The sequence below is a fragment of the Microbispora rosea genome (assembly GCF_900156315.1).
Lineage (GTDB): Bacteria > Actinomycetota > Actinomycetes > Streptosporangiales > Streptosporangiaceae > Microbispora > Microbispora rosea.
On the sequence record NZ_FTNI01000021.1, the window covers coordinates 1 to 22911 of the forward strand.

Genomic DNA, 22911 nt, shown 5'->3' on the forward strand with positions numbered 1-22911 from the left:
CGGCGCACTGGCACAGCAGAACTCCTGCGACTCGGTGTCCACCAAACAGTGGTCGCTCCAGCCGGCCGGCTCCCAGCCCTCATCCACCCCCACCGCCACACCGACCAGGAGCCCGTCGCCCACACCGAGCACCACGCCCACGGGCGGCCCGACCACCCCGCCCACCACCGGGCTGGTCGGCTGGGCGACCCAGGGCGGCGGCACGACAGGCGGCGCGGGCGGCGCCACGACGACGGTCACCTCCCTGACCGCGCTCACCAGCGCCGTGAAGGGCGACTCGGCGAAGGTCGTCCAGGTGAACGGCAACTTCACCTGCTCGGAGGACGTGCGGGTGGGCGGCAACACCACCATCCTCGGCGTAGGCGCGAACTCCGGGCTGACCGGCTGCGGCCTGAACATCCGTGACGTCGGCAACGTCATCGTGCGCAACATGAAGATCTCGAAGGTCCAGGCCGGCAACGGCAACGGCGACGCGATCCACCTCGACAACGCCAGGCGCGTGTGGCTCGACCACAACGACCTGTCGAGTGACACCGGCCACGGCACCGACTACTACGACGGCCTGCTGGACATCACGCACGGCTCCGACTACGTCACCGTCTCCTGGAACAAGCTGCACGACCACGTCAAGTGCTCGCTCGTGGGCCACAGCGACAACAACGGCTCCGAGGACACCGGGCACCTGCGCGTGACGTACCACCACAACGCGTTCCAGACCTGCGCCCAGCGCAACCCGCGGGTGCGCTTCGGCAACCCGGTGCACGTGTTCAACAACTACTACTACAAGGACCCGTCCTACACCGACTACAGCTACGGCATCGCCTCCACCTGCGGCGCCGGGGTGCTCGTCGAGGGCAACTACTTCGAGAACATCGCCGAGCCCACCCACACCGCCGAAGGCTCGTCGCCGGGCGGGTCGATCGTCGCCCGCAACAACTACTTCGTGAACTCCGGCACGCCGCAGACCTCCGGCAGCGTCGCCTCCATCCCGTACTCGTACACGGTGGACAACCCCAGCGGCGTCAAGGCGAACGTCCTCGCCAACGCGGGCACCGGCAAGATCTGAGTCCGAGAGCAGTCCCGGAGGCCGCGGCACCCCCGCCGCGGCCTCCGCCGCGTCTCAACCACGGACTTACGTGAGGACCTCCAGATGCGGGACCAGATCTCCTGGGCCTCCCGCGGGTTGGGCAAGCCTCCGAGCCGGTCGTTCAGTCGATCGTCAGCCGTCGAGGGCGGCGCGTTCCGCCTCGGTGAGCAGGCGGGAACGGATCAGGAAACGCACACCCTCGGGCGCCTCCAGGGAGAAGCCGCTGCCCCGGCCGGGGACGACGTCCACGGTCAGGTGGGTGTGCCGCCAGCGCTCGAACTGGCTCGACGACATCCAGAACGTGACCGGCTCGTCGACGCCCTCGACGGTCAGCGAGGCGAGCAGCACATCCGAGGAGCCGGTGCGGAACTCGCCCTCCAGGTAGCACATCGGGGCACTGCCGTCGCAGCAGCCGCCGGACTGGTGGAACATCAGTGGGCCGTGGGCCGCCCGCAGCCGCCGGATGAGGTCGGCGGCCGCGGGGGTGAGGTCCACTCGGGACACCTCGGGCATCAGAAGAAGCCGAGCTTCGAGGGCGAGTAGCTCACCAGCAGGTTCTTGGTCTGCTGGTAGTGGTCGAGCATCATCTTGTGCGTCTCCCTGCCGATGCCCGACTGCTTGTAGCCGCCGAAGGCGGCGTGGGCGGGATACGCGTGGTAGCAGTTCGTCCAGACCCGCCCGGCCTGGATGGCCCGGCCGGCCCGGTACGCCTTATTGACGTCCCTGGTCCACACGCCCGCCCCGAGGCCGTACAACGTGTCGTTGGCGATCTTTATGGCGTCGTCGAAGTCGGTGAACGAGGTCACCGACACGACCGGCCCGAAGATCTCCTCCTGGAACACCCGCATGTGGTTGGCGCCCTCGAAGATCGTCGGCTCGACGTAGTAGCCGCCCGACAGCTCGCCGCCGAGGTCGGCGCGGTGCCCGCCGGTGAGCACCTTGGCGCCCTCCTGCCGGCCGATGTCGAGGTAGGACAGGATCTTCTCCAGCTGGTCGTTGGACGCCTGGGCGCCGACCATCGTGGCCAGGTCGAGCGGGTGACCACGGACGATCTTCTCCGTACGCTCGACCGCGGCCTCCAGGAACCTCCGGTAGTGGCCCTGCTGGATGAGCGCCCTGGAGGGACAGGTGCACACCTCCCCCTGGTTGAGCGCGAACATCGTGAAGCCCTCCAGCGCCTTGTCGAAGAACTCGTCGTCGGCGGAGGACACGTCGTCGAAGAAGACGTTGGGGCTCTTGCCGCCGAGCTCAAGCGTGACCGGCTTGATGTTCTCGCTGGCGTACTGCATGATCAGCCGCCCGGTGGTGGTCTCCCCGGTGAACGCGACCTTCGCGACCCGCGCGCTTGAGGCCAGCGGCTTGCCCGCCTCCACGCCGAACCCGTTGACGATGTTGAGGACACCCGGCGGGAGGAGGTCGGCGACCAGGCTCATCCAGTAGTGGATCGACGCCGGGGTCTGCTCGGCCGGCTTGAGGACCACGGCGTTGCCGGCGGCCAGCGCCGGCGCGAGCTTCCAGGCGGCCATCAGGATCGGGAAGTTCCACGGGATGATCTGCGCGACGACGCCGAGCGGCTCGTGGAAGTGGTAGGCGACGGTGTCCGCGTCGATCTCCGACAGGCTGCCCTCCTGGGCCCTGATCGCTCCCGCGAAGTAGCGGAAGTGGTCGATGGCCAGCGGGATGTCGGCGGCCAGCGTCTCCCGGATCGGCTTGCCGTTCTCCCAGGTCTCGGCGACGGCGAGCCGCTCCAGGTTCTGCTCCATGCGGTCGGCGATCCGGTTGAGGATGTTCGCCCGCTCGGCCGCGGGCGTACGTCCCCAGGCCGGGGCGGCGCCGTGCGCGGCGTCCAGCGCGCGCTCGACGTCCTCGGCCGTGCCGCGCGCGATCTCGGTGAAGGTCTGACCGGTCACCGGCGTGGGGTTCTCGAAGTACTGCCCCCGCTGCGGCGGGACGTACTCCCCGCCGATCCAGTGGTCGTAACGCTGCTCGTACGCCATGAGGGCGTCCGGCTGTCCCGGCGCGGCGTAACGGGTCATGGGATGGACCTCCCGGACAGGGTGTTGGTCTGACGCCCCGGACGTTAGTCGCGGGCACGTTGCCGACATGTTGCGTCCTTCCGCACACAGCCTCCGGTCCGTGTAGTCAGAAATGCGGTTATGGACGGTCAAATCTCCCCTAAGATCGGCCGTCATGATTCCGGAAACGTTTTCCGTCTCCCGCAGGAGCGCCCTGCGCCTGCTGACGGGCGGCGCGGCGGCGGGACTCGCCGCCGGGCTGCCCGCGTCACCGGCGAGCGCGGCGGCCCGCGCGTGGAGTGTCACCGGCAGCAGCGCGACGTCGCTCAAGCCCTTCGACGACACGCTCAAGCGCTTCATGCAGGCGCGGGCGATCCCGCACGCGTCCCTGGCCGTGGTCCGCAAGGGCAAGCTGGTGCTCGCCCGGGGTTACAACTGGACGGCGGACACCTCGTTCGCGGCCGGGCCCACCTCGCTGTTCCGCATCGCGAGCCTGAGCAAGCCGGTCACCGCCGCCGCCGTGCTGAAGCTGGCGCAGGACGGCAAGCTCAGCCTGTCGGCCAAGGTCGCGCCGCTGCTCGGGCTGAGCACGGCCGCCGACCCGCGCCTCGCCAACGTCACCGTGACCCACCTGCTGCAGCACCTCGGCGGGTGGGATTCCGACGTCTCGGGCGACCCGATGTTCAAGGACCGGGTCATCGCCTCGGCACTCGGCGTCCCGCTGCCGATCACGCAGGCGCACATCATCAAGCACACGTCCGGCCTCAAGCTCGACCACGCGCCGGGCACGACGTACGCGTACTCGAACTACGGATACCTTCTCCTGCAGAAGGTCATCGAGAAGGCGAGCGGGGTCTCCTACGCCAGCTACGTCCAGAGCAAGATCCTGACGCCCCTCAAGATCAAGCGGATGGCGCTCGGCAGGACGGCGAAGGGTCTCCGCAAGTCGGGCGAGGTGCCGTACTTCTCGCAGTACACCGGCAAGAGCGTGATCGACACCTCCGGCTCCGTGATGCCCTTCCCCTACGGCGGGTTCAACCTGGAGAACATGGCCGCCCACGGCGGGTGGCTCGCCACGGCCGTCGATCTGGCGAAGTTCACCACCCTCTTCGACGCGGCCGGCGTGCTGACCTCGGCCTCGATCTCCAAGGCGTTCGCCAAGCCGTCGATCGGCGTCAACTCCGACGGCTGGTACTACGGCCTCGGCTGGCAGGTCCGCCCGGTCACCGGGGGCCGCAACACCTGGCACACGGGGTCGCTGGCCGGCACCTCCACGCTCATGGTCCGGCGCTACGACGGGCTGAGCTGGGTGGTCCTGTTCGACCAGCGCGACGACGCCTCGGGGCTGACCTACGGGGACATCGACCCCCTTCTCCACACCGCCGCCAACTCGGTGAAGTCCTGGCCCACCACGAACCTCTTCTCCACGTACGGTCTGTAGATGTGGAGGACGTCTGGGACCTGGTGGTCGTCGGCGCCGGGCCGGCGGGCTCGGCCGCCGCGCTGCGGGCCAGACAGCTCGACCCCGGCTGCCGGGTGCTGCTGCTCGACCGGGCGGCCTTCCCGCGCGACAAGGCCTGCGGCGACGGCATCGCGGCGCACGCACGGCAGGAGCTCGCGCTGCTCGGGCTGCCCGGCCTGCTCGACGACCACCGGCCGACGCCGCGCCTGTCGGTGACGTCGCCCGGCGGAGCCCACGTCTCGGCCGTCGTCGCGCGGCCCAACCACGTGGTGCCCCGCCGGGTCTTCGACGCCCGGCTGGTGGAGGCGGCGCGGGCGCGCGGCGTGGAGGTGCGCCGCCACCGGGTGCGTACGCTGACCGCCCTCGGCGAGCACGTCGTGGTCGACGGCCACCTGGTCGCCCGGGCGGTCGTCGCCGCCGACGGTGCCAACTCGGCCGTACGGCGGCTGATCGGCGTGCCGCCGAGCCCGGACCGGCACACCGCCATCGCGGTCCGCGGGTACGCCGACGTGCCGCCGGACGACGACGTGCAGGTCATCGTCATGCGGAGCGAGGCGTGGCCGGCCTACGGCTGGTCGTTCCCCGTGGGCGACGGCACGGCCAACGTCGGCTACGGCCTGCTGCTGCCCCGCATGCGCGAGATCGGACTGCCGGGCCGCGAGATCCTGCACGGGCGGCTGGCCCGGCTCCTCCCTCTGCTGGGGGAGATCGGCTCGCCCGTCCGCGACCTGCGGGCGCATCACCTGCCGCTGTCGAGCGGGCGGCCGGTGCCGGGGGCGGGCCGGGTGCTGCTGGCCGGCGACGCGGCGAGCCTCGTGAACCCGCTGACCGGCGAGGGCATCTACTACGCGCTGCTGTCGGGGCGGCTCGCCGCCGAGGCGGCGATCGGGTCGCCGGACGACCCGCTGCGGGCCTACCGGCGCGGGCTGCGCCGGGCGCTCGGGCGGCACCTGCGCACCACCGACGTGCTCGCCCTGGCCGCCCGCTCCCCCGGTTTCATCGACGCGGCGATCGACGTCGCCGCCCGCCGCACCGAGGTGTTCGATTTGCTCGTCGACGTCGGGCTCGGGGCAGGCACCGTGCCGCCCCGCCTGGCGGCGGCCGTCGCCCTCCGTTGGTTCAAGAATCTCGCCTGAGCCTCCTCACAGGACCGGCAGGCCGTACTCCGCGTCGAGGTCCCGCACCCGCCGGGCGGCCCGCGCCCGGGCCGGAGACCCGGTGGGCAGCGCGGCCAGCAGCGCCTGCCAGGCGACGATGTCGTCCCTCCCCCACGGCGCGCGCGTCCATCGTTCGAGCAGCGCGGGGTCGCGCCGGGCCACCAGCAGGTCGCGTACGCCGTCGTCCAGCAGGCGGCGCTGCCAGACGACGCCGGGCGCGTCCGAGCCGGGCAGGAGCGGCCCCCGGTAGGACCGCAGCGCGGCGTCGGCGTCCGCGGCGGCCAGGTGCTCGGCGAGCGCCTGGAAGTCGGCCCGCACCGGCACCCGCAGCCGGTACGGACGGGAGTCGAGCAGCGGACCGAGCCGGTGGCGCAGCCGGGACAGCTCCGCGCGGAGCGTGACGGGGTTCAGCATGCGGTCGCCGTACAGCTCCGCGCTGAGCTGGTCGCTGCTCAGTCCCTCGGGGTGACAGGAAAGCAGCACGACGATCTCGCTGTGCCGGGGGCCGAGCCTGATGCGGCGCGGGCCCTCGCCGAGCACGGCGTCGTCCCGCCCCAGGGCCGTGAGCGTCACGGCTGGTGCCAGGGCCGGCGCGGGGAGGGTAGCCAGATGGGCCTCCGCCGCGCGGGCCGCCGCCTGCACGAGGGCCAGGCTGTACGGGCTGGCCAGATTGTCGCCGCCGGTGACGTCGACCGCGCCGAGCAGGCGGCCGGTGTGCGGGTCGTGGATCGGCGCTGCGGCGCAGGTCCACGGCTGCACCGGCACGGCGAAGTGCTCGGCCGCGAAGATCTGCACCGGATGGTCGACCGTGATCGCGACGCCGGGGGCGTTGGTGCCCGCGTGCGACTCGTCCCACCGGGCCCCGGCGACGAAGTTCATCCGCTCGGCCCGCGCCCGCGCCCCGCGATGGCCCTCGACCCACAGCAGCCGGCCGGCCGCGTCGCACACCGCGAGCAGGTGCCGCCCGTCGTCGGCGATGCCGCCCAGCAGGTCGCGGAACAGCGGCAGCACCCGGGCCAGCGGGTGCGCGTCGCGATACTCCTCCAGCTCGGCGTCGGTGAGCTCCAGCGGCGCGAGCGCGTCGGGGTCGACGGCGCGGGCCGACCGCCGCCATGATTCGGCGACCACCGCCCGCACCGGACCGTCGATCGTTCCGGCCGATAGATAGCGCTCATGGGCGCGGCGCAGCTCACCGGTGCGCTCCGCCGCGTCGGCCCCGGACTCAAGCGCGAGCCATGGATTGGTCACGGCGCCTCACTCTCCGCGTCTTCAGGCGCCATCGTCACCCACGCCGCGTCGCGCGACAAGGCCCGTCAGCCGAGCCACGGCGTCAACGGATCCGCGGGCGCCTCGCCCGCCCAGGCGACGTACCCGTCCGGCCGGACGAGCATGTCCGGGCCGGGGAGCACGGTGAGACGGTCGGCGAAGCCCCCGGCGCGCGCGGCGAGCCCCGGGTCGCGTGTGACGAGCAGGAAGCGGGCGGTGCGGCAGTGACCGGCGAGGCGGCTGCCGTCGTCGAGCACGAGATCGGGCGCCACGCGGCCGTGCAACCGGCCGGCACCGGATGACGGCGGCCGTGAGCACGATCCAGATCTTCGTGCACGGCTCGGTGGCGTACGAGGTGGCGCAGCGGGCCGCCGGCTATGACGCGAAGACCTGGCTGTCCGCCCAGGGCGCGTACGGCGACTCGATCATCGCCTCGGGCGCCCATCCCACGCTGATCCGGATCATGGTGGAGGCCGAGGGGCCGCACCGCGCCGACCAGAACGAGCGGCTCTTCGATTCCGGCCTGCGGCAGGTGCTCGACGGCCTGGCCGCCGCGCTCCCCGGCGGGTGACGGGTCAGGCGGAGGCCCAGACGTCCTTGTCGATGTCGCCCGCGGCCTGCGGGCCCATCAGGCCGAGCCCGCCGTCCACGAACAGCGACGCGCCGGTGACGTACGACGCGGTGGGTCCGGCCAGGAAGGCGATCACCGCGGCGACCTCGCGGGCGTCGCCGGGACGGCCGAGCGGGTAGCCGGGCCGGCTGTCCGGCCGGGGCGGCCGGTCCTCCTGCCCGGTCATGGGAGTCGCGATCTCCCCGGGAGCCACGGTGTTGACCGTGATGCCGTGCCTGCCCAGCTCCAGCGCCAGCGTGCGGCTGAGCATGCGCAGGCCGCCCTTGGCCGCGCAGTAGGGCCCGGCCCCGAGGCGGGGATAGTCCTCGTGCACGCTGGTCACGTTGACGATCCGGCCGCCGGCGCCGCGCTCGATCATGCGGCGGGCCGCCCGCTGCGAGCAGAGGAACGGCCCGTCGAGGTCGACCGCGAGGACCGACCGCCATCGGTCGTAGCCGATCTCCAGCAGCGGCTCGGTCGTGCCGGTGCCCGCGTTGTTCACCAGCACGCCGAGGCCGCCCAGCTCGTCGGCGAGCTCGTCGACCACGGCCGCCGCGGCCACCGGGTCGGTCAGGTCGTGCTGCCGCACGGCGGCCCGGCGTCCCTGATCCACGACCTGGCGGGCCGTCTCCCGCGCGCCCTTCTCATCCCGGTGATAGGTGACGCCGACGTCGAAGCCGTGCGCGGCGAGCATCACCGCGGTCGCCCGCCCGATCCCCGAGTCGGCCCCGGTGACGATCGCCACCTTGTCGTAGTCGAAGCGCGAGATCGGCGCCGTCGTGTCCGCCATGGGCCCGGCGTACCCGGAAGACCCCCCTCTACACGCCGCGCCGGGCGCGCGCCATGGCGGCCAGGCGCGTGCGCTGCTCCGGGGTGAGGCGCGCCAGCCGCTCACGCGGATCCGGCCGCGTCGTGACCGCGTCGGTGCCGATCAGCGCCTCGGCGTGGTCGGCCGCGACGCGCACGGAGTCCTCCGACGCGGCGTCGGCCGCGAGCGGCGCGATCCGCTCCCGGTATCCGCCGTCCTCCCCCCCATCCTCCAGGGCCCGGGCCAGCAGGTCGGCCGCCCGGTCCTCGGTCCAGTGCGTCACGGGCAGCCAGGTCGCCACCCCGGCGCGCTCCAGCCGCTCGGCGTTGTCCGGACGGTCGACGCCGTGCGCCAGCAGCACCTGCGGGGTCGCCGACGACAGCGCACGGGCGAGCGTGCCGATCCCGCCGTGGTGGACGACCGCGGCGACATGGGGCATGACCGTGGCGAACGGCGCCGAGGGCATCCACTCGATCCCGTCGGGCAGCGACTCCGGCTGGAACGCCGGGTGCCGGTTCACCAGCAGGGCCTTCCTCCCGATCCGCCGGCATGCCCGCGCCGCCACGTCGTAGAACCGATCGTGCAGCACCTGCCCGGTGCCGCCGGTGATCAGCACGGGCGGCTCGGCCCAGTCCGGCACCGGCCCCTGCGCCGTGTCGCCGAGCACGAACCCGCAGCGGACGACGCCCGCCGGCGCCGGCTGGCCCGCGGCGTCGAACCATTCCGGCCACAGCGCGAGCTGGGTCTTGGCGCTCGTCAGGTAGGAGTTCCAGTCGCGGACCGGCCGCAGGCCGAACTCCTGGAAGACTTCGTCGTATCCCTGCCCGAGCACGCGCCGGAAGAGGTTCGCGAGCACCGGCAGCGAGACGTACTGGTGGGGCGTGACGGACACCAGCGCCACCGGCACCCCGCGACGCTCGGCGGCCATCAGCGCGGCGATGCCCGACGTGTGCCGGGCGACCACCACGGTCTCCCCCGGCCGGTAGTGCGCCTCGATCATGCGGACCTCGTCCGCGAGCAACTCGAACAGGCCGTTGCGCCGGTAGAGCGCCAGCACGCCTTCGGGGTCCTTGAGGGGATCGAGCATGTAGCGCCGGGCGTCGTCCAGATGCCGGTCGTAGCCCTCCGCCGTGTCGATCGGCACGTGCCGAAGACCCGCGGCCGCGAGCCGGTCGGCGAACCAGGAGTGCGTCATCACGACGACGTCGTGGCCCCGCTCCGCCAGCTCGCGCCCGATCCGTACGAACGGGAGCACGTCGCCGTTGGTGCCGTGGGTGCTCAGCAGCATCGTGGCCACGCGGATCAGCCGTTCCCCGAGTCGAGCAGGGCGTCGATCTCCTCGTCCGACAGGCCCGCGAGCTCGTCGAGCAGCCCGGCCAGCTCCTCGTCGTCGGCGTCGGCCAGCTGCCGCTCCTCGATCGCCTTGGCGACCTCCGCGACGGTGAACGAGGTGGTGTAGAGGGTGTCGAAGGGCAGCTCGACGCCGAACTCGGCACGCACCCGCGCCATGAACTGCACCAGCCGCAGCGAGTGGCCGCCGAGTTGGAAGAAGCCGTCGCTCACCGAGGTCGGCGCCACGTCGAGCAGCTCGGCCCACATGCGCATGACGGTCGCCTCGACGGGGCTCGCTCCCGCCACCTCCGTCACGGGACGGGCGGCCCGCATGGCGTCGAGGATCGCGTCGGCGCCGGTCAGCCGGGTCGCGATCCGTTCGACGGCCGCCCATCCCGCGGAGGCGGCGGCGTCGACGGATCCGGCGGGTCCGGTGGTCCCGGCGGGCCCCGCTGCCCTCTCCTCAGCAGGGCCCGGCGTGTGGACGACGGCGGCCGCGTCGGCCGCGTCGAGGACGTACCAGGCCGCCTCCTCGCCGTCGTACGGCTCCACCGTCGCCGGCAGAGCGGCGAGGAAGTCCCTGGCCGGCTGGTTGCGCTCGGTCGCCCGGAACGCCAGGGCCACCCGGGCGAGGCCGCGCTCGCGCGCGAGCGCCCCCAGGTGCGCGAGCATGCGGTGCTCCACCCCGCGCCCGAGCGCCCGGCAGCTGAGCAGGAACGCGCCGGCGCCCAGCGTGTCCCCCTCCGTACGCACGTCGGTGAGGCCGACGACGCCGTAGTCCCCGAAACGGTCGCTCACGTCCACGACGAACTTCTCGTCGCCGTCCAGGCGACGCACCCCGGAGAGGTTGAACTGGTTGGTCCGCTCGGCGAGCTGTGCGGCCCGGGCCTCGTGCTCGGGACCGGCCGGGGTGATGGTCACCCGCAGATCGAGCGTGGCGAAGAAGTCGGCGAGGGACATCTCGCCCCTGGCCTGCTCTCGCTGCCGTTCCTCCTGGTAGCGCCGGGTGCGCTCGCGGTCGGCCTCGGTGACCGCGAGCAGGTCGAGAGGCCAGCAGTGCCGCAGGAAGGCCGCCGCCTCCGCGGCGTCCGCCGGGAGCCTGAGGGTCAGCACCTCGGGGCAGCCGGCCCGGACCTCGGCGCACTCGACCGGGCTGTCGTCGAGGAAGACGAAGGAGTCGAGCCCGAGGTCGAGCTCGGCGGCGAGCGACCGCAGCGCCTGCGACTTGGCCTCCCACCCGACGCGCATCGCCGCGACGTCGTCCAGGCCGACCGGCAGCTCCGGGTGCCGGGCGAACACCTCGCGGACGTCCTTCTCCTCGTTCTTGCTGCACAGGCACAGCAGCCTGCCCGCGGCGACCTGGCGGGCCAGCTCCCGCCAGATCTCCATCCGCTCCGGGCCGATGACCACGCCGTCGGGGCCGTCCTCGCCGACCACGCCATCCCAGAGCGTGCCGTCGCAGTCCACGGCGACGACCTTGGGACGGGGGGTGGTCATGGCGTGCAGGCGGCGGACGGCCGCGGCGGCCAGCGCGGCGAAGTAGCGGTCGGTGTAGGGCACGTTGCCGGTCCGGTCGGCGAAGGCGTCGTGGACGGCCTCCGGCGCCGGTTCGTACGGCTCGGCGGAGGTGAGCACGGAGACGGCCCGGTCGCCCTCGAACGCCCGGGCCAGTTTGGAGGCGAGGCGCGCGTGCGCCTCGGGAGAGCCGTGCTCGGGTGAGGGAGGGCAGACGACGAGCACGTGCGGCGTGCCGGACGCGCGCGCCGAGGTGCGCAAGGCGGCGGCGAGGTCGGTGGCGACGGCCTCCACCTCGTCGAGCCCGTCCTGCCCGGCGACCATGTTTTCAGCGACCATGTCCTCCGCCCGGACCAGCACGACGGCGGCGCCGGCCCGGCCGAGCACGCTGCCCGAGTCGAGGAGCGAGGGGAAGACCTGGTCGTACGGAGCGAAGGCGACGGCCTCCTCGGCGTCTCCCTCGGCGTCGAGTTCGGCGAGCCAGAACCGCAGGGCGTCCCCGAGCGGCTCGGCGGTGAAGGTCGCGGCGACCCCAACCCCGATCTTGTTCACTGCGGTGTCCCTTTCGAGAGCGCGGTCAGTCGGACGCGGTCAGTCGGACATGGCGACGAGGATGCGGCGGGAGCCGGTGAAGGGCCTGCGGCCGTGCCCGACCAGCACGTTGTCGATCAACAGCAGGTCGCCCTCCCGCCAGTCGACGTCCACCGCGTTGTCCAGACCCCGGTCGCGCACCTGGATCACGTACTCGCCGGGGATCGGGGCGCCGTCGGGGAACGCCACCGACTGGGGCAGCTCCTCCGGCGGCATGAGTTCGGCGAGCATGGCGGCGGCCTCGTCGCCGATCGAGGCGGGGTGCCACTGGTCGGCCTGGTTGAACCACACCTCGGCACCGGTCACGGGATGCCGGGTGGTGGCCGGCCTGACCTGAGAGATCCGCACGCCGCCGTCGGGCCGCCACTGCCAGTCCGCGCCGATGCCGTCGAGGAATCCGGCCACCTCGTCGCGGTCCTCGGTCTCGAAGGTCTCCTGCCAGCTCTTGCCGAGCCCCCGGCCGGCGTGCAGGTTCTGGGTGTAGCGCACGCCCTTGGCGAAGGCCTCCCTGACCTCGTCGTCGAGCGACTCCAGCCAGCGCACGCCGTCCACGACGGGGGTGGCCCCGCCGGTCTCGGCCGCCTTCTCGCAGTAGAACAGCAGCCGGGAGGGCCAGGTGGCGGAGTACGACAGCTCGTTGTGCATGGAGATCGTGTACTCGGGCGGATACTCGGTCGAGGTGTAGACGTTGCCGCCGACCTTGGTGCGGGGCGAGTTGCCGTGGACGTACGCCAGGCGGCTGGGCAGCAGCATGTCCATGACGGGATCGAGGGTCTCGGGCGTGACGCCGAACCCCCGGAAGACGAGCGCCTTCTCGCGGACCAGCAGGTCGCCCACGGGCAGTTCGCGCAGCCGTTCCATCAGCCCCTCAGGCGTGGCGGCGGAGCCGTCCGGGGCTATTTCCAGGGGCTTCCAGAAGTCGTCCATGCGTCCTCCTTCTGCGCGGGATCCGGCCGCGGCCGAGCACGGGGAAAAGGTCGAATTAAGGAGGCAGGCGGGCCCTCGAATAAGCGGCGCTCCTGCGGATAGAGATTCCGGCGGCCAACATAGAACCCGGATCGGGTTACGCGCAAGAAACATGTTTCATCGGTTCGCTCGACGGCGTCAGTCAAATTCTCCGACATTGATCTGTGTCTGCCGGCAATGCCGACGGCTACTCATGTTTCGCCACCCGGGAGCGATGACGGAAGGTCGATTTCCCAATACCCAGCGCAATTGATCGCAGGTGGAAGTGAGGCTTGCGTTACCCAGCGTGCGTCCCGTATCGTAAAATAATCACTTTCGTGGGAGCGCTCCCACGCATCTCGGCTCGAAACGCGGCGAGATACGCGGTGACGTCCTGCGGAATCGACGATCAAGCGTTTTCTGGTTCAACCACTTTTCTGCGTGGTCAGCTGGTCCTGCGCATTGTTTGGCGCAGAGAGGAGAACGCTCGGTGACGATAACGCCGACGACTGAGAACGAGCATCTAATAGCTTCGCTTTCCCCACGCAGGCAGGAGGCCCTGCGCCGGCTCCTGGCCGCCAAGGCCGCCAGGGCCGCCGCCGCGACCGCGATCGCCCCGCGCGGCGGAGGGCCCGCCCCCTGCTCCTACGAGCAGACCCAGATGTGGCTCGGGGCACGGTTCGCCGAGGGCGCACCCGCGCCCAACGCCACGATCGGCCTGCGGCTCACCGGCCCGCTCGACGTCCGGGCCCTGACCGTCGCCCTGGACAGCCTGGTCGAACGCCACGAGATCCTGCGCACGGTCTACGAGGGCGACGGGCACGAACCCCGGCAGATCGTCCTCGACCCCGGGCCCGCGCCGCTCGACGTCGTCGACCTGCGGGAGCTGCCGGAGGCCGAGCGGGAGGCCCGGGCCCGGGAGATCACGTCCAGGGCCGCCGTCGAACGCTTCGACCTGGAGGCCGGGCCGGTCCACCGTACGACGCTGGTCCGGCTGGCCGACGAGGACCACGTGCTGATGTTCGTCTGCCACCACATCGCGTGCGACGGGTGGTCGGTCGGCATCATCGTGGACGAGCTGACCAGCGTGTACGCGACCGCCCACGAGGGACGGCCCGCCGAGGTGGCCACGCCCCCGCTCCAGTACGCCGACTACGCGGCCTGGTCGCGACGTGAGCTGACCGGCGAGCAGCGCGAGCGGCGGCTCGACTACTGGCGCGACCGGCTCGACGGCGCGAGCGCGGTGGAGCTGCCCATCGCGCGGGACGGCCAGGCCGCCACCGAGGGCAACCGGAGCGACTGCCACCTGTTCACGCTGCCGGACGAGGTCCTGCGGGCGCTGCAGGAGGCCGGCGGCCCCGGAACCACCCCGTTCGTGGCCCTGCTCACGGTCTTCTCGATGCTGCTCGCGCGCTACACCGGGCAGGGCGACCTGACGATCGCCACGGTGAACGGCGGGCGCCGCCGGGTGGAGCTGGAGCCCGTGCTGGGCTGCTTCGTCAACGCCCTGCCGCTGCGCGCCGACCTGTCCGGCGACCCCTCGTTCCGGCAGGCGGCGGCCGGGGTCCGGCGCAGGCTAGGCGAGGCGCTCGCCAACCACCTGCCGTTCTCGGAGCTGGCCGGGGCGCTGAGCGACCGGGACGCCCGCAATTTCTCGCTGTCGACCGTCGGCTTCTCGCTGCGCGTCTTCCGCGACCAGCGCGGGAGCTGGCCCGAGCTGGAGGCGTCGGTCTGGGAGCACGAGGTCGACGACTTCACCTACGACCTCGCGCTGCTGGTGCACCTGAACGGCGCCGGCGACCCCGAGCTCTACCTGACCTACCAGAAGGACCGGTTCGACGCGGACGCCGTCGCCCGGATGGCCGGGCACTACCGGGCGCTGGCCGAGCGGATCGCCGCCGCCCCGGACACCCCGCTGGCGGGCCTGGAACTGCTCACCGACGCCGAGCGCGACCTCGTCCTCGGGACGTGGAACGACTCGGCGCGGCCGTACCCGGACGCGGCCCTGCCCGAGCTGCTGGAGCGCCACGCGGGCTCCGACGCGGTCGCGGTCTCCTTCGAGGGCCGCACGACCACGTACGCCGAGCTGCACGCCCGCGCCAACCAGGTCGCCCACCTGCTGCGCGAGCGGGGCATCGGCCCGGAGGACACGGTCGGCGTGCTGCTCGACCGGAGCCCGGATCTCATCGCCTGCCTGCTGGGCGTATGGAAGGCGGGCGCGGCCTACCTGCCGATGGATCCCAAGTTCCCCGCGCAGCGCGTCCGCGACATGCTGTCGATCGCCGCGACCCCGCTGGTCCTGACCTCGGCGGGCTACACGCACCTTTTCGACGGCGCCGACGCGCTGGACGACGTCGTGGACGTGGAGAGCGGCGTGCTCGACGACCGGCCGAGCGACCCTGTGGGCGTGCCGTACGACATCGACCGGCTGGCCTACGTGATCTTCACGTCGGGGTCGACCGGCAAGCCGAAGGGCGTGCAGGTCACCCACCGCGGGCTGGTGAACCACGTGTGGTGGGCCGTCGAGGACCTGGCTTCCCAGGGCGACGGCGGCGCGCCGCTGTTCGGCTCGGTGGCGTTCGACCTCGTGGTGCCCAACCTCTGGGCGCCGCTCGTCACCGGTCAGCGGGTCACCGTGCTGCCGCAGGACTTCGACATGGGCGAGCTGGGCGCGCTGCTCGTGGCGGGCGGGCCGTACGGCTTCATCAAGTGCACCCCCGGGCACCTGGAGGTGCTCGGTCACCAGATCGACGCTCGGCAGGCCGCCGCGCTCGCCGGCAAGATCGTCGTCGCGGGTGAGGCGCTGCCCGGTTCCATGGCCAACCGGTGGCTGGAGATGCTCGGACCGGGCCGGCTGATCAACGAGTACGGCCCCACCGAGGCGTCGGTCGGCACCTGTATCTATCCCGTGCGGGACGCCCAGCTCGTGGAGGTCGTCCCGATCGGGCGCCCGCTGCCCAACATGAAGATGTACGTCCTGGACGCCAACCGGCGGCTGCAGCCGGTCGGCGTGCCGGGCGAGCTGTACGTCGGCGGCGTGGGCGTCACCCGCGGTTACATGAACCGGCCGGACCTCACCGAGGAGCGGTTCCTGCCGGATTCTTTCAATCCCGGGGGCCGGATGTACCGCACCGGCGACCGGGTGACCTGGACCCGCGACGGGATCGTGGCCTTCCTCGGCCGGTTCGACGACCAGGTGAAGATCCGCGGCTACCGCATCGAGCTGGACGAGGTGCGCGCGGCCGTCCTCGATCACCCCGGCGTGCGCGACGCGGTCGTCGCCGTGCACGCGTTCACCCCCGAGGACAAGCGGCTCGTCGCCTACTACGTCCCCACCGGTCCTGAGTTGTCCGAGCTGGCGGACCACTGCGCGGAACGGCTGCCGGGATACATGGTCCCGTCGGTGTTCGTACCGCTGGAGACCATCCCGCTCAATGCCAACGGCAAGGTGGACCGCAAGGCGCTGCCCGATCCGGTCGTACGGGTGGGCGACGACCTCGCCGAGCCGACGACCGAGACCGAGATCGTGGTGGCCGGGGTCTGGCGGGAGGTCCTCGGCATCGAGGCCGTCTCGATCGACAGCGACTTCAACGCGCTCGGCGGCCACTCGCTGCTGCTCATCCGCATGGTCGCCAAGCTGCGCCAGGCGCTGCCCGCCGACGGCTACCCGGTGACCGTGCTCGACGCGATCGCCAACCGCACCGTGCGGGAGCTGGCCGCGCTGATCGACGCCGCCGGGCAGGCGCCGGAGGAGAGCGACGACGGCCCGCGCGGCCTGCTGGTCGAGCTCACCCGGCCGGTCAAGACGCCGACGCTGTCGCTCGTCTGCATCCCGTACGGCGGGGCCAGCGCGATGGTCTACCAGCCGCTGGCCGACGCGCTGCCGGACGGTCACTCGCTGTTCGCGGTCGCTCTGCCCGGTCACGAGCTGGGCGTCGAGGAGAGCACCATCCCGTTCCACGAGGCCGCCCAGCGGGTCTGCGACGAGGTGGTCGAGCGGGTGCGCGGCCCGGTCGCGTTGTACGGCCACTGCGTCGGCAGCGCGCTGACCGCCGAGATCGCGCGGCGGCTTGAGGCGGCCGGACGGCGCGTCGAGGCCGTCTACACGGGCGGCAGCTTCCCGTTCGCCACCCCGAGCAAGGGCTTCAACGGCCTGCTCGGGCGGATCTTCCGCAGCAAGGCGCTGGACAACGCCAACGCGCACGCCAACTGGCTGCGCGCGATGGGCGCCGACCTGCAGGACCTCGACCCCGAGCAGGTCGACCACATCATCCGCACCATGCGGGTGGACGCGCGGGCCGGTGAGGACTACTTCAGCGAGCTCGTGGAGCGGCAGAGCCCGCAGCTGCGCGCCCCGGTGATCTCGATCGTCGGCGACCGCGACGCGCTCACCGACTTCTACCAGGAGCGCTACCGCGACTGGCACTGCGTCTCCGAGACCACGGCGCTGGTCGTGATGGCCGAGGCCGGCCACTATTTCCTCCGGTATCGCACCGAGGAACTGGCCGCGATCGTCACGACCGCCCACACCACCGTCGACCGTCCCGAGGAGTGGCGGCCGCGCCCGCCCGAGGACCCGGCGACGTGGTGGCGGCAGGCGCTGTCCACCGATCGGCGGGCCGACGTCGCCGGGCCGCAGCCCAGCCTGGGCCGGTTCTTCACGGTGGCGAGCGGTCAGATCGTCTCCATGATCGGCGCCGTGATGACCGAGTTCGCCGTGCCGATCTGGGCGTACCTGAAGAGCGGCTCGCTGGTGCAGTTCGGCCTGTTCGCCATCATCGGGCTGGTGCCGGGGCTCGTCCTCGCGCCGTTGATCGGCGCGCTCGTCGACCGGTACGACCGCAAGCGGGCGATGCTGGCGGCAGACGGCTTGTCTCTGGCCGTGCAGGCCGCGCTGCTCGCCCTGATGGCCGGCGACGTGCTGAACATGCCCCTGCTGTACGGCCTGCTGGTGGTGCTGTCGATATCGGTGACCCTGCAACGGGTGGCCTGGCAGTCCGCCGGTCCACAGCTCGCGCCCAAGCACTATCTGCATCACGTCGGCGGCGTCGTCCAGCTCGGCAACGCGGTGGCCCAGCTCATGGTCCCGCTGTTCTCCGTCGCCGTGCTGGCGCTGATCGGCATCGAGGGCATCCTGACCGCCAACGTGGTCTGCTACGCGATCGCGTTCGCCGTGACCCTGCTCGTGCGCTTCCCGGCCACGATGGCCTGGCGGCGCCGCGAGACGGTCTCCGCCGAGATCCGCAACGGCTTCCGCTACCTGCTGCGGCGGCGGGGCCTGCGGGCCATGGCCTTCACGATGTTCATCGTGAACTTCTTCCTGTTCACCGGGTTCATCATGATCTCGCCGCTGGTGCTGTCGGTCGGCGAGCTGGCCGACACCGGACGGGTGGCGCTGCTCGCCGGGATCGGGGCGGTGTGCGGCGGCCTGATCATCACGCTGTGGGGCGGCCCGCGTGACCGCCGGATGTTCGGCATGCTGGCGGCCGCCGGCGTGCTCGGGATCTTCTGCGCGATCGCCGGTCTGCGCCCGTCGCTCATCCTCATCACGGTCGGCGCCTTCGGCATGTCGCTGATGATGACGATCAGCGACGGCATCTGGCTGACGATCATCCACTCGAAGGTGCCCCAGCGCTACCACGCCCGGGTCATCGCGATCAACCGGATGCTCGCGCTGTCGACCCAGCCGGTCGGCCTCGCCGTACAGGCCTGGCTGGTGGGGCTGGTCTTCGAGCCGCTGATGCGGCCGGACGGCCCGCTGGCCGGCACGGTCGGGAAGGTGATCGGGGTCGGCGAGGGCCGCGGCATCGGCCTGCTGTACATCGTGTGCGGCCTGGCCATCGCGCTCACGATCACGCTGGCCCTGCGGCACCCGGCCCTGGCGAGGTTCGACCAGGAGACCCCGGACGCCGAGCCGGACGACCTGGTCGGGCTGGAGGCGCTGCGCAGCCGTCAGGAGCAGCGGCACGTCCCGCCGCAGCGGGTTCCATCCGAGCTGTGAGCAGGTGAATGGCATACGGGCCGCCGGGTACGGCGGCCCGTATGAACGAGAAGAAGATGAACCCGAAGCAGCTCGCCGAGGAGCTGGCGACCAACGCGCAGGACGACCCGCGGTTCAAGAACCGGACGCCCGGCATCCGGGCCACCCGGCGGGGGTCGGTGGAGCAGGCGGACCAGGACGCCGCCGGCATCGTCGGCGGCAAGGGGATCTCGGGCGGCGGCGCGTCCGGAGGAGAAACCCTCGGGCAGCCGCCCACCGGACGACTCGACGACGAGGAGGACGAGGGCGACCAGTAGACCTCAGCTCAGGCGGAAGGTCGGGCGGCCACCGGGACCGGTCTCGGCGTCCAGCGTCTTCCCGCCGACGGTCTCGGCGACCTCCGGTTCGAGGAAGACGCGCACGTCCGCTCTCTCGATCACCTCGTCGCCCGAGAACGGCGCGCTCACCAGCGAGAGCTCCAGTGAGGCGGGCTCGCCCGGCTTGGCCGCGATGCGCAGGCCCGCCTCCTCGGGAAGGTACTCCCCCACCATCAGATCGCGGATCGCCCGAACAGCGTGGTCGGTGACTGTCAGCACGACGCGCCTCCTGTGTCTGCTCACGCGTCCTTGGGCTTGCGCCGCCGGTTCATCGCGAGCCACCCGGCGTCCCAGGCGGCGTACCTGCGGTGATCGAGACGGCGGCGGACGAGGGCGAGACACGCGAGCAGGGCCGTCAGCGACAGCGCCGCCGTAGCCGTTCCGGACGCGACGCCGTCCGCGACCGTGTCGATCCGGCTCCGCGGGCCGTCGCCGGGCCTGCCCTCGCGGTCCAGCCAGATCCGCACGGGCGAGCCGGCCTTGGCCGCCGAGGGAACCGGCGCCTGCCCCGTCACCGTACGGCCGTCGGCGGTCGTCCAGGCGACGCCCGTGCGCAGCCGCGCGGCGGTGCCCTCGACCGCGACCCAGGTGGCCGCCGGCGCGTCCCGCGTGACGGTGGCCGTCACCCACCGCCCGGAATGCTCCTCGGCCAGGCCGGCGCGATAGACGGCGGCGCCCACGGCGAACGCCGCGCCCAGGCTCAGCACGGCAAAGATCAGGAAGGCCAGGACGGCCACGGACTCGACGCGGTCGGTGCCGCGCCGTAACGGATTGCCGTCGGGCAGGTAGCGCCGCACCCGCATCGTCACCGGGCCAGATCGCATGGCGTCACCCCTCCTCCTTCTCGTGCGCCTGGTCGTGCGCCTTCTGGTGCGGGGGGCGTCTCACTCGCCCGGCTCCCGGAACCGCGGCGCGTCCGGCGGAGGGCCGGAGGACTCCTGGATCAGCGCGTTCAACGTGGTGTCGTCGGCGACGGCGTGCTCTGCCTCGGCCGTGTCCTCCAGCGCGACGATCCGCTCGGGTCGCCGCGCCTCCCGCTCCGCCTCTTCCCGGTCCCGGACGGCCCCCTCGATGGCCTCCAGCATCTCCTGCCGGCTGTAGGAGCCCTCGGCGATCTCGTTCAGGAGGGCGAGGGTCTCGGCCGGCACGTGGATGTCCGCCGCGGCGGCGGAGTAGAGGTCGCGGCGCGTCACGCGAAGACGGTCGTGGAAGAGCTCGTCCACGACCTGGCGCAGTCGCTCCGTCTCCGTCTCCGCAGGGTCAGGCATGCCTTCTCCTCCCGGTCTGTCCTTACCCCCCGCGGTGCGGATCCCACGCCCCGGCTCACAGATCGGCTCACGGATCGGCTCATAGATCGGCGACGAGAAGCCGGTATCCGGCGTCGTCCTCCTCCAGGCCGAGCAGGTCGCGGTGGCGCTCGTGCCATCGGCCCGACTCCAGGTCGGCCGCGAGCCGGTCCAGGGCCGGCCGTACGACCGACTGATCGAGCTGGGCGAGCACGGACATGCCCGCCTGGACCACGGGATCGAGATAGCCCTCGGGTCTGCGCCAATAGGCGGCGCCGAACCCGTCGGTGCAGTCGTGCGGGATGGGGACCGGCTCGACCGGTGAGGATCACCACGCGGCGCCGCGCGACCCTGCGCAACTCTGAGATCCCGGCCCCGAGGTCCGTCCAGTAGTGCACGGTCAGGATCGCCATCGCGGCGTCGGCCACGCCGTCGGCGAGGGGAAGGGCCTCGGCCTGGGCGCGCACCACGGGCGCCGACCCCGGCGGCCGCTGGGCGATCATCACCGTGCTCGGCTCGACCGCGATAAGGGTCGCCGGGGGTTCGTACGATCCCGTGCCCGCCCCCACGTTGACGACCGTCGCGGCGTCCCCGAGCGCGGCGGTGATCTGGCCGTCGAGCCTCGGATCGGGCCTGCGGGCGGCGCGGTAGGTCCTGCCGATCTGGTCGTAAACGGTCATGCCGCCAGTATCCGCCGCGCCGGTTGAGGGCTGCTCAGGCGAGCCAGTCCAGCCACTCGCCGTGCGGCCCGGCCATCGCGAGCGGTTCGCCGTCGAGCGCGGGCAGGAACGCCAGCCGCCTCTCCGGCAGATCGGCCGTCAGCTTCGGAAGAAGGAAGGGCAGCCGGGGCGAGCCCTCGTTGGAGATCCACCGCACGGGCAGGCCGCCTGCTCGGAGACCGCGCACGAGCGTGACGAAGCGGTCCCGCGCCTCGGCGTCCAGGTAGGGCATGACCGCGCTGTGGAAGACGACGACCGTCGCCCCGGCGGGCGCGGCGGCGACGAGATCGGGCAGGGCCGCCGCGGCGTCCCCCCGCACCAGGCGCGGCGGGTCCTGCCGCGCCATCCGCACCGCACCGCGCAGCCGCGCGAGCCGGTCCCGCTGTTCCGGCCACACCAGGCACTCCAGCCAGCGCACCGCCTCGTCGTCGCGTACGTCGATCGGGTTGAGGTCCAGCCCGGCCCGCCACACGACCTCGGGGAGACGCTCCGGCACCGGCACCTTCCCGTTCGTCCGGCAGGTGAGCAGCACCGGGCTTCCGGCCGGCCCGATCTCGGGCCCGTCGTCGTACCGGTAGCGGTAGCGGTCCGGGTAGAGGCACAGCCCCGCCGAGGCGCCCACCTCCACCAGGGCCAGCGGCTGCGGCAGCGCCGCCAGCACCGGCAGCAGGCTCGCGCACCGGCCCGCCTCGTTGGTCTGCGTCCGCCGGGCGAGCATCGTCTCCCGTACCTCGGCCCAGTGGCTCACGATCCACTCCCGGAAGCGGCCGAACTCGTTGTACGGCCCGCCGAGGAAGCGTACGGCGGCCAGCAGCAGGTTCGGCTGCCGCTTCGGCTCCGGCAGGCCGTCGATCAGTTCGAGCAGCCCCGGGTCGGCCGCGATCCCGAGAGCGAGCGCCTCGTAGGCCGCGCTGTGCCCCCTGACCTCCCGCTCCGCGAAGTATCTGTACCACTCCGCCGTCTCCATGCCGCCTCCTTGAGGAACGCCGAAGACTTCATGGAACCAGGCGGTCCCAGGTCCACAGGCGCTCGCCGTCCTCGATACGGTCGGTGGGCAGCAGGCCGATCCGGCCGGCCACCGCCATGGACGCGTGGTGATCGGGATGGATGTGGGCCTCGATGCGGGCGACGCCGCGCGCACGCAGCCACCCGGCGAGGGCCGCCGCCGCCTCCGAGGCGTAGCCCCGGCCCTGCCAGGCGGTTCCCACGACCCATGCGACCTCGGCCCGCCGCCCCTCGTCCGCCACGGTCGCCTGCACGTAGCCGACCGCCCGCCCATCGGTGTCGCGACGGATGATCCAGTTGAGCCACTCCTGCCGCCCGTCCGGAGAGCGGCGGGCTTCGAGCGCGGCGTACCGGGCGCGGAGTTCCGGCGGGGTGGGCGCGGCTCCGCCGATGAAGGCGTACAGCTCCTCCCCCGCCAGCACCTCCGCCATCTCGTCCGCGTCCTGCGCGGTCAGAGGCCGGAGTGTGAGCCGCGCCGCTGAGATGGTCTCCATATGCCGAAGTCTCCCCTGTCCCGGCCCGTACGCCCAACTGCTTAAACCGATCAAATCCCGGCGGGCACGGCGGACATCATGGCTGGCATGAAGCACCGCACGGCGTCCTGCTCCCGTGCGGTCGTCGAGGCGGCCTGCCGTACGGCGGGGCTCGATCCGGAGAAGCCGGGCTGGACGGCGCCGGTTCGAGCCCGGCCGGCGAGGACCTCCAAGAACGGATCATCTGGCACCTGTGGCTGACCAGCAAGATCGATACAGTGCG

At 72.3% G+C, this 22911-nt stretch carries 21 protein-coding genes and 1 pseudogene; 7 read left to right on the forward strand and 15 right to left on the reverse strand.

Translation table 11 applies throughout. The annotated features are described in order from the left end of the window. On the forward strand, positions 1 to 1066 hold a 1066-nt coding region (locus BXA11_RS26365), incomplete at its 5' end, for a pectate lyase family protein (RefSeq protein WP_208865579.1). Positions 1067 to 1219: 153 nt separating this feature from the next. Here the strand turns inward: BXA11_RS26365 and BXA11_RS26370 are convergent. Both BXA11_RS26370 and adh read right to left on the reverse strand, forming a co-directional pair. Then, positions 1220 to 1600, reverse strand: coding sequence for a DUF779 domain-containing protein (locus BXA11_RS26370; RefSeq protein WP_076438818.1), 381 nt, complete (start codon positions 1598 to 1600; stop codon positions 1220 to 1222). Next, on the reverse strand, positions 1600 to 3123 hold the full coding sequence (adh, locus tag BXA11_RS26375; RefSeq protein ID WP_076438820.1) for an aldehyde dehydrogenase: 1524 nt from the start codon (positions 3121 to 3123) through the stop codon (positions 1600 to 1602). Before adh ends, BXA11_RS26370 begins: the two co-directional genes overlap by 1 nt. 154 nt (positions 3124 to 3277) lie before the next feature. On the opposite strand from adh, the gene BXA11_RS26380 reads away from it, so the two are divergent. Together BXA11_RS26380 and BXA11_RS26385 are read left to right on the forward strand one after the other, a co-directional pair. Continuing rightward, a complete protein-coding gene (locus BXA11_RS26380) occupies positions 3278 to 4543 on the forward strand; it encodes a serine hydrolase domain-containing protein (protein WP_076438822.1) in 1266 nt (421 codons plus the stop codon). Between the two features lie 2 nt (positions 4544 to 4545). Beyond that, the gene (locus tag BXA11_RS26385; RefSeq protein WP_239105100.1) at positions 4546 to 5700 is read left to right on the forward strand and encodes an NAD(P)/FAD-dependent oxidoreductase; all 1155 of its coding nucleotides are present in this window, start codon (positions 4546 to 4548) and stop codon (positions 5698 to 5700) included. Between the two features lie 6 nt (positions 5701 to 5706). Here BXA11_RS26385 and BXA11_RS26390 read toward each other — a convergent pair whose 3' ends face one another. Next, complete coding sequence (locus BXA11_RS26390; RefSeq protein WP_076438823.1) at positions 5707 to 6969, reverse strand: GAF domain-containing protein; 1263 nt, start codon at positions 6967 to 6969, stop codon at positions 5707 to 5709. Between the two features lie 65 nt (positions 6970 to 7034). Then, positions 7035 to 7259 (reverse strand): aromatic-ring hydroxylase C-terminal domain-containing protein, encoded by a 225-nt coding sequence (locus BXA11_RS26395; protein ID WP_143734529.1) that lies wholly within the window; start codon positions 7257 to 7259, stop codon positions 7035 to 7037. 38 nt (positions 7260 to 7297) lie between these two features. On the opposite strand from BXA11_RS26395, the gene BXA11_RS26400 reads away from it, so the two are divergent. Next, the gene (locus BXA11_RS26400) at positions 7298 to 7558 is read left to right on the forward strand and encodes a TetR/AcrR family transcriptional regulator C-terminal domain-containing protein (RefSeq protein ID WP_159454845.1); all 261 of its coding nucleotides are present in this window, start codon (positions 7298 to 7300) and stop codon (positions 7556 to 7558) included. Positions 7559 to 7562: 4 nt separating this feature from the next. Here BXA11_RS26400 and BXA11_RS26405 read toward each other — a convergent pair whose 3' ends face one another. Genes BXA11_RS26405 through BXA11_RS26420 form a run of 4 tightly spaced genes read right to left on the reverse strand, consistent with a single transcriptional unit; the run spans position 7563 to position 12770 of the window. Then, positions 7563 to 8387 (reverse strand): SDR family oxidoreductase, encoded by an 825-nt coding sequence (locus tag BXA11_RS26405; RefSeq protein ID WP_076438829.1) that lies wholly within the window; start codon positions 8385 to 8387, stop codon positions 7563 to 7565. Between the two features lie 28 nt (positions 8388 to 8415). Continuing rightward, entirely contained in the window at positions 8416 to 9693 is a 1278-nt protein-coding gene (locus tag BXA11_RS26410) for a glycosyltransferase (protein ID WP_239105109.1), read from the reverse strand. 14 nt (positions 9694 to 9707) lie between these two features. Beyond that, positions 9708 to 11804 carry an HAD-IIIC family phosphatase gene (locus tag BXA11_RS26415; RefSeq protein WP_076438832.1) on the reverse strand — a complete coding sequence of 699 codons (2097 nt, stop codon included), beginning with the start codon at positions 11802 to 11804 and terminating at the stop codon, positions 9708 to 9710. A 39-nt stretch (positions 11805 to 11843) separates the two neighbouring features. Next, the gene (locus BXA11_RS26420; protein ID WP_030505883.1) at positions 11844 to 12770 is read right to left on the reverse strand and encodes a TauD/TfdA family dioxygenase; all 927 of its coding nucleotides are present in this window, start codon (positions 12768 to 12770) and stop codon (positions 11844 to 11846) included. Positions 12771 to 13278: 508 nt separating this feature from the next. Here BXA11_RS26420 and BXA11_RS26425 point away from each other — a divergent pair. Together BXA11_RS26425 and BXA11_RS26430 are read left to right on the forward strand one after the other, a co-directional pair. Next, positions 13279 to 18789, forward strand: coding sequence for a non-ribosomal peptide synthetase/MFS transporter (locus BXA11_RS26425; RefSeq protein ID WP_076438834.1), 5511 nt, complete (start codon positions 13279 to 13281; stop codon positions 18787 to 18789). A 41-nt stretch (positions 18790 to 18830) separates the two neighbouring features. Next, complete coding sequence (locus BXA11_RS26430; protein ID WP_076438836.1) at positions 18831 to 19085, forward strand: hypothetical protein; 255 nt, start codon at positions 18831 to 18833, stop codon at positions 19083 to 19085. 3 nt (positions 19086 to 19088) lie between these two features. Here the strand turns inward: BXA11_RS26430 and BXA11_RS26435 are convergent, their stop codons facing one another. The 7 genes and pseudogenes from BXA11_RS26435 to BXA11_RS26460 all read right to left on the reverse strand — a co-directional run bounded on the left by BXA11_RS26435 (position 19089) and on the right by BXA11_RS26460 (position 22649). Beyond that, positions 19089 to 19364: a HesB/IscA family protein gene (locus tag BXA11_RS26435; protein ID WP_030505886.1), complete on the reverse strand. Its 276-nt coding sequence runs from the start codon at positions 19362 to 19364 to the stop codon at positions 19089 to 19091. 20 nt (positions 19365 to 19384) lie between these two features. Continuing rightward, on the reverse strand, positions 19385 to 19969 hold the full coding sequence (locus BXA11_RS26440; RefSeq protein WP_143734530.1) for an Rv1733c family protein: 585 nt from the start codon (positions 19967 to 19969) through the stop codon (positions 19385 to 19387). A gap of 60 nt (positions 19970 to 20029) precedes the next feature. Continuing rightward, a complete protein-coding gene (locus tag BXA11_RS26445; RefSeq protein WP_076438838.1) occupies positions 20030 to 20413 on the reverse strand; it encodes a hypothetical protein in 384 nt (127 codons plus the stop codon). 79 nt (positions 20414 to 20492) lie between these two features. Next, complete coding sequence (locus tag BXA11_RS44850; protein WP_239105101.1) at positions 20493 to 20666, reverse strand: hypothetical protein; 174 nt, start codon at positions 20664 to 20666, stop codon at positions 20493 to 20495. A 112-nt stretch (positions 20667 to 20778) separates the two neighbouring features. Beyond that, positions 20779 to 21111: pseudogene (locus tag BXA11_RS45810) on the reverse strand (class I SAM-dependent methyltransferase); the annotation flags it as partial. 34 nt (positions 21112 to 21145) lie between these two features. Continuing rightward, entirely contained in the window at positions 21146 to 22117 is a 972-nt protein-coding gene (locus BXA11_RS26455) for a DUF2332 domain-containing protein (protein WP_076438840.1), read from the reverse strand. Between the two features lie 28 nt (positions 22118 to 22145). After that, positions 22146 to 22649: a GNAT family N-acetyltransferase gene (locus BXA11_RS26460; RefSeq protein ID WP_076438842.1), complete on the reverse strand. Its 504-nt coding sequence runs from the start codon at positions 22647 to 22649 to the stop codon at positions 22146 to 22148. Positions 22650 to 22736: 87 nt separating this feature from the next. Between BXA11_RS26460 and BXA11_RS43320 the strand changes: the two genes are divergently transcribed. Continuing rightward, positions 22737 to 22889, forward strand: coding sequence for a hypothetical protein (locus tag BXA11_RS43320; protein WP_159454846.1), 153 nt, complete (start codon positions 22737 to 22739; stop codon positions 22887 to 22889). Positions 22890 to 22911 lie beyond the last annotated feature (22 nt).

Excerpts from the sequence above, each read along its gene's own strand:
- BXA11_RS26370 (WP_076438818.1), bottom strand. The coding sequence starts at position 1,600 with ATGCCCGAGGTGTCCCGAGTGGACCTCACCCCCGCGGCCGCCGACCTC.
- BXA11_RS26460 (WP_076438842.1), bottom strand. The coding sequence starts at position 22,649 with ATGGAGACCATCTCAGCGGCGCGGCTCACACTCCGGCCTCTGACCGCG.
- BXA11_RS26405 (WP_076438829.1), bottom strand. The coding sequence starts at position 8,387 with ATGGCGGACACGACGGCGCCGATCTCGCGCTTCGACTACGACAAGGTG.
- BXA11_RS26380 (WP_076438822.1), top strand. The coding sequence starts at position 3,278 with ATGATTCCGGAAACGTTTTCCGTCTCCCGCAGGAGCGCCCTGCGCCTG.
- BXA11_RS26410 (WP_239105109.1), bottom strand. The coding sequence starts at position 9,693 with ATGCTGCTGAGCACCCACGGCACCAACGGCGACGTGCTCCCGTTCGTA.
- adh (WP_076438820.1), bottom strand. The coding sequence starts at position 3,123 with ATGACCCGTTACGCCGCGCCGGGACAGCCGGACGCCCTCATGGCGTAC.
- BXA11_RS26455 (WP_076438840.1), bottom strand. The coding sequence starts at position 22,117 with ATGGAGACGGCGGAGTGGTACAGATACTTCGCGGAGCGGGAGGTCAGG.
- BXA11_RS26420 (WP_030505883.1), bottom strand. The coding sequence starts at position 12,770 with ATGGACGACTTCTGGAAGCCCCTGGAAATAGCCCCGGACGGCTCCGCC.
- BXA11_RS43320 (WP_159454846.1), top strand. The coding sequence starts at position 22,737 with ATGAAGCACCGCACGGCGTCCTGCTCCCGTGCGGTCGTCGAGGCGGCC.
- BXA11_RS26430 (WP_076438836.1), top strand. The coding sequence starts at position 18,831 with ATGAACGAGAAGAAGATGAACCCGAAGCAGCTCGCCGAGGAGCTGGCG.
- BXA11_RS26445 (WP_076438838.1), bottom strand. The coding sequence starts at position 20,413 with ATGCCTGACCCTGCGGAGACGGAGACGGAGCGACTGCGCCAGGTCGTG.
- BXA11_RS26440 (WP_143734530.1), bottom strand. The coding sequence starts at position 19,969 with ATGCGATCTGGCCCGGTGACGATGCGGGTGCGGCGCTACCTGCCCGAC.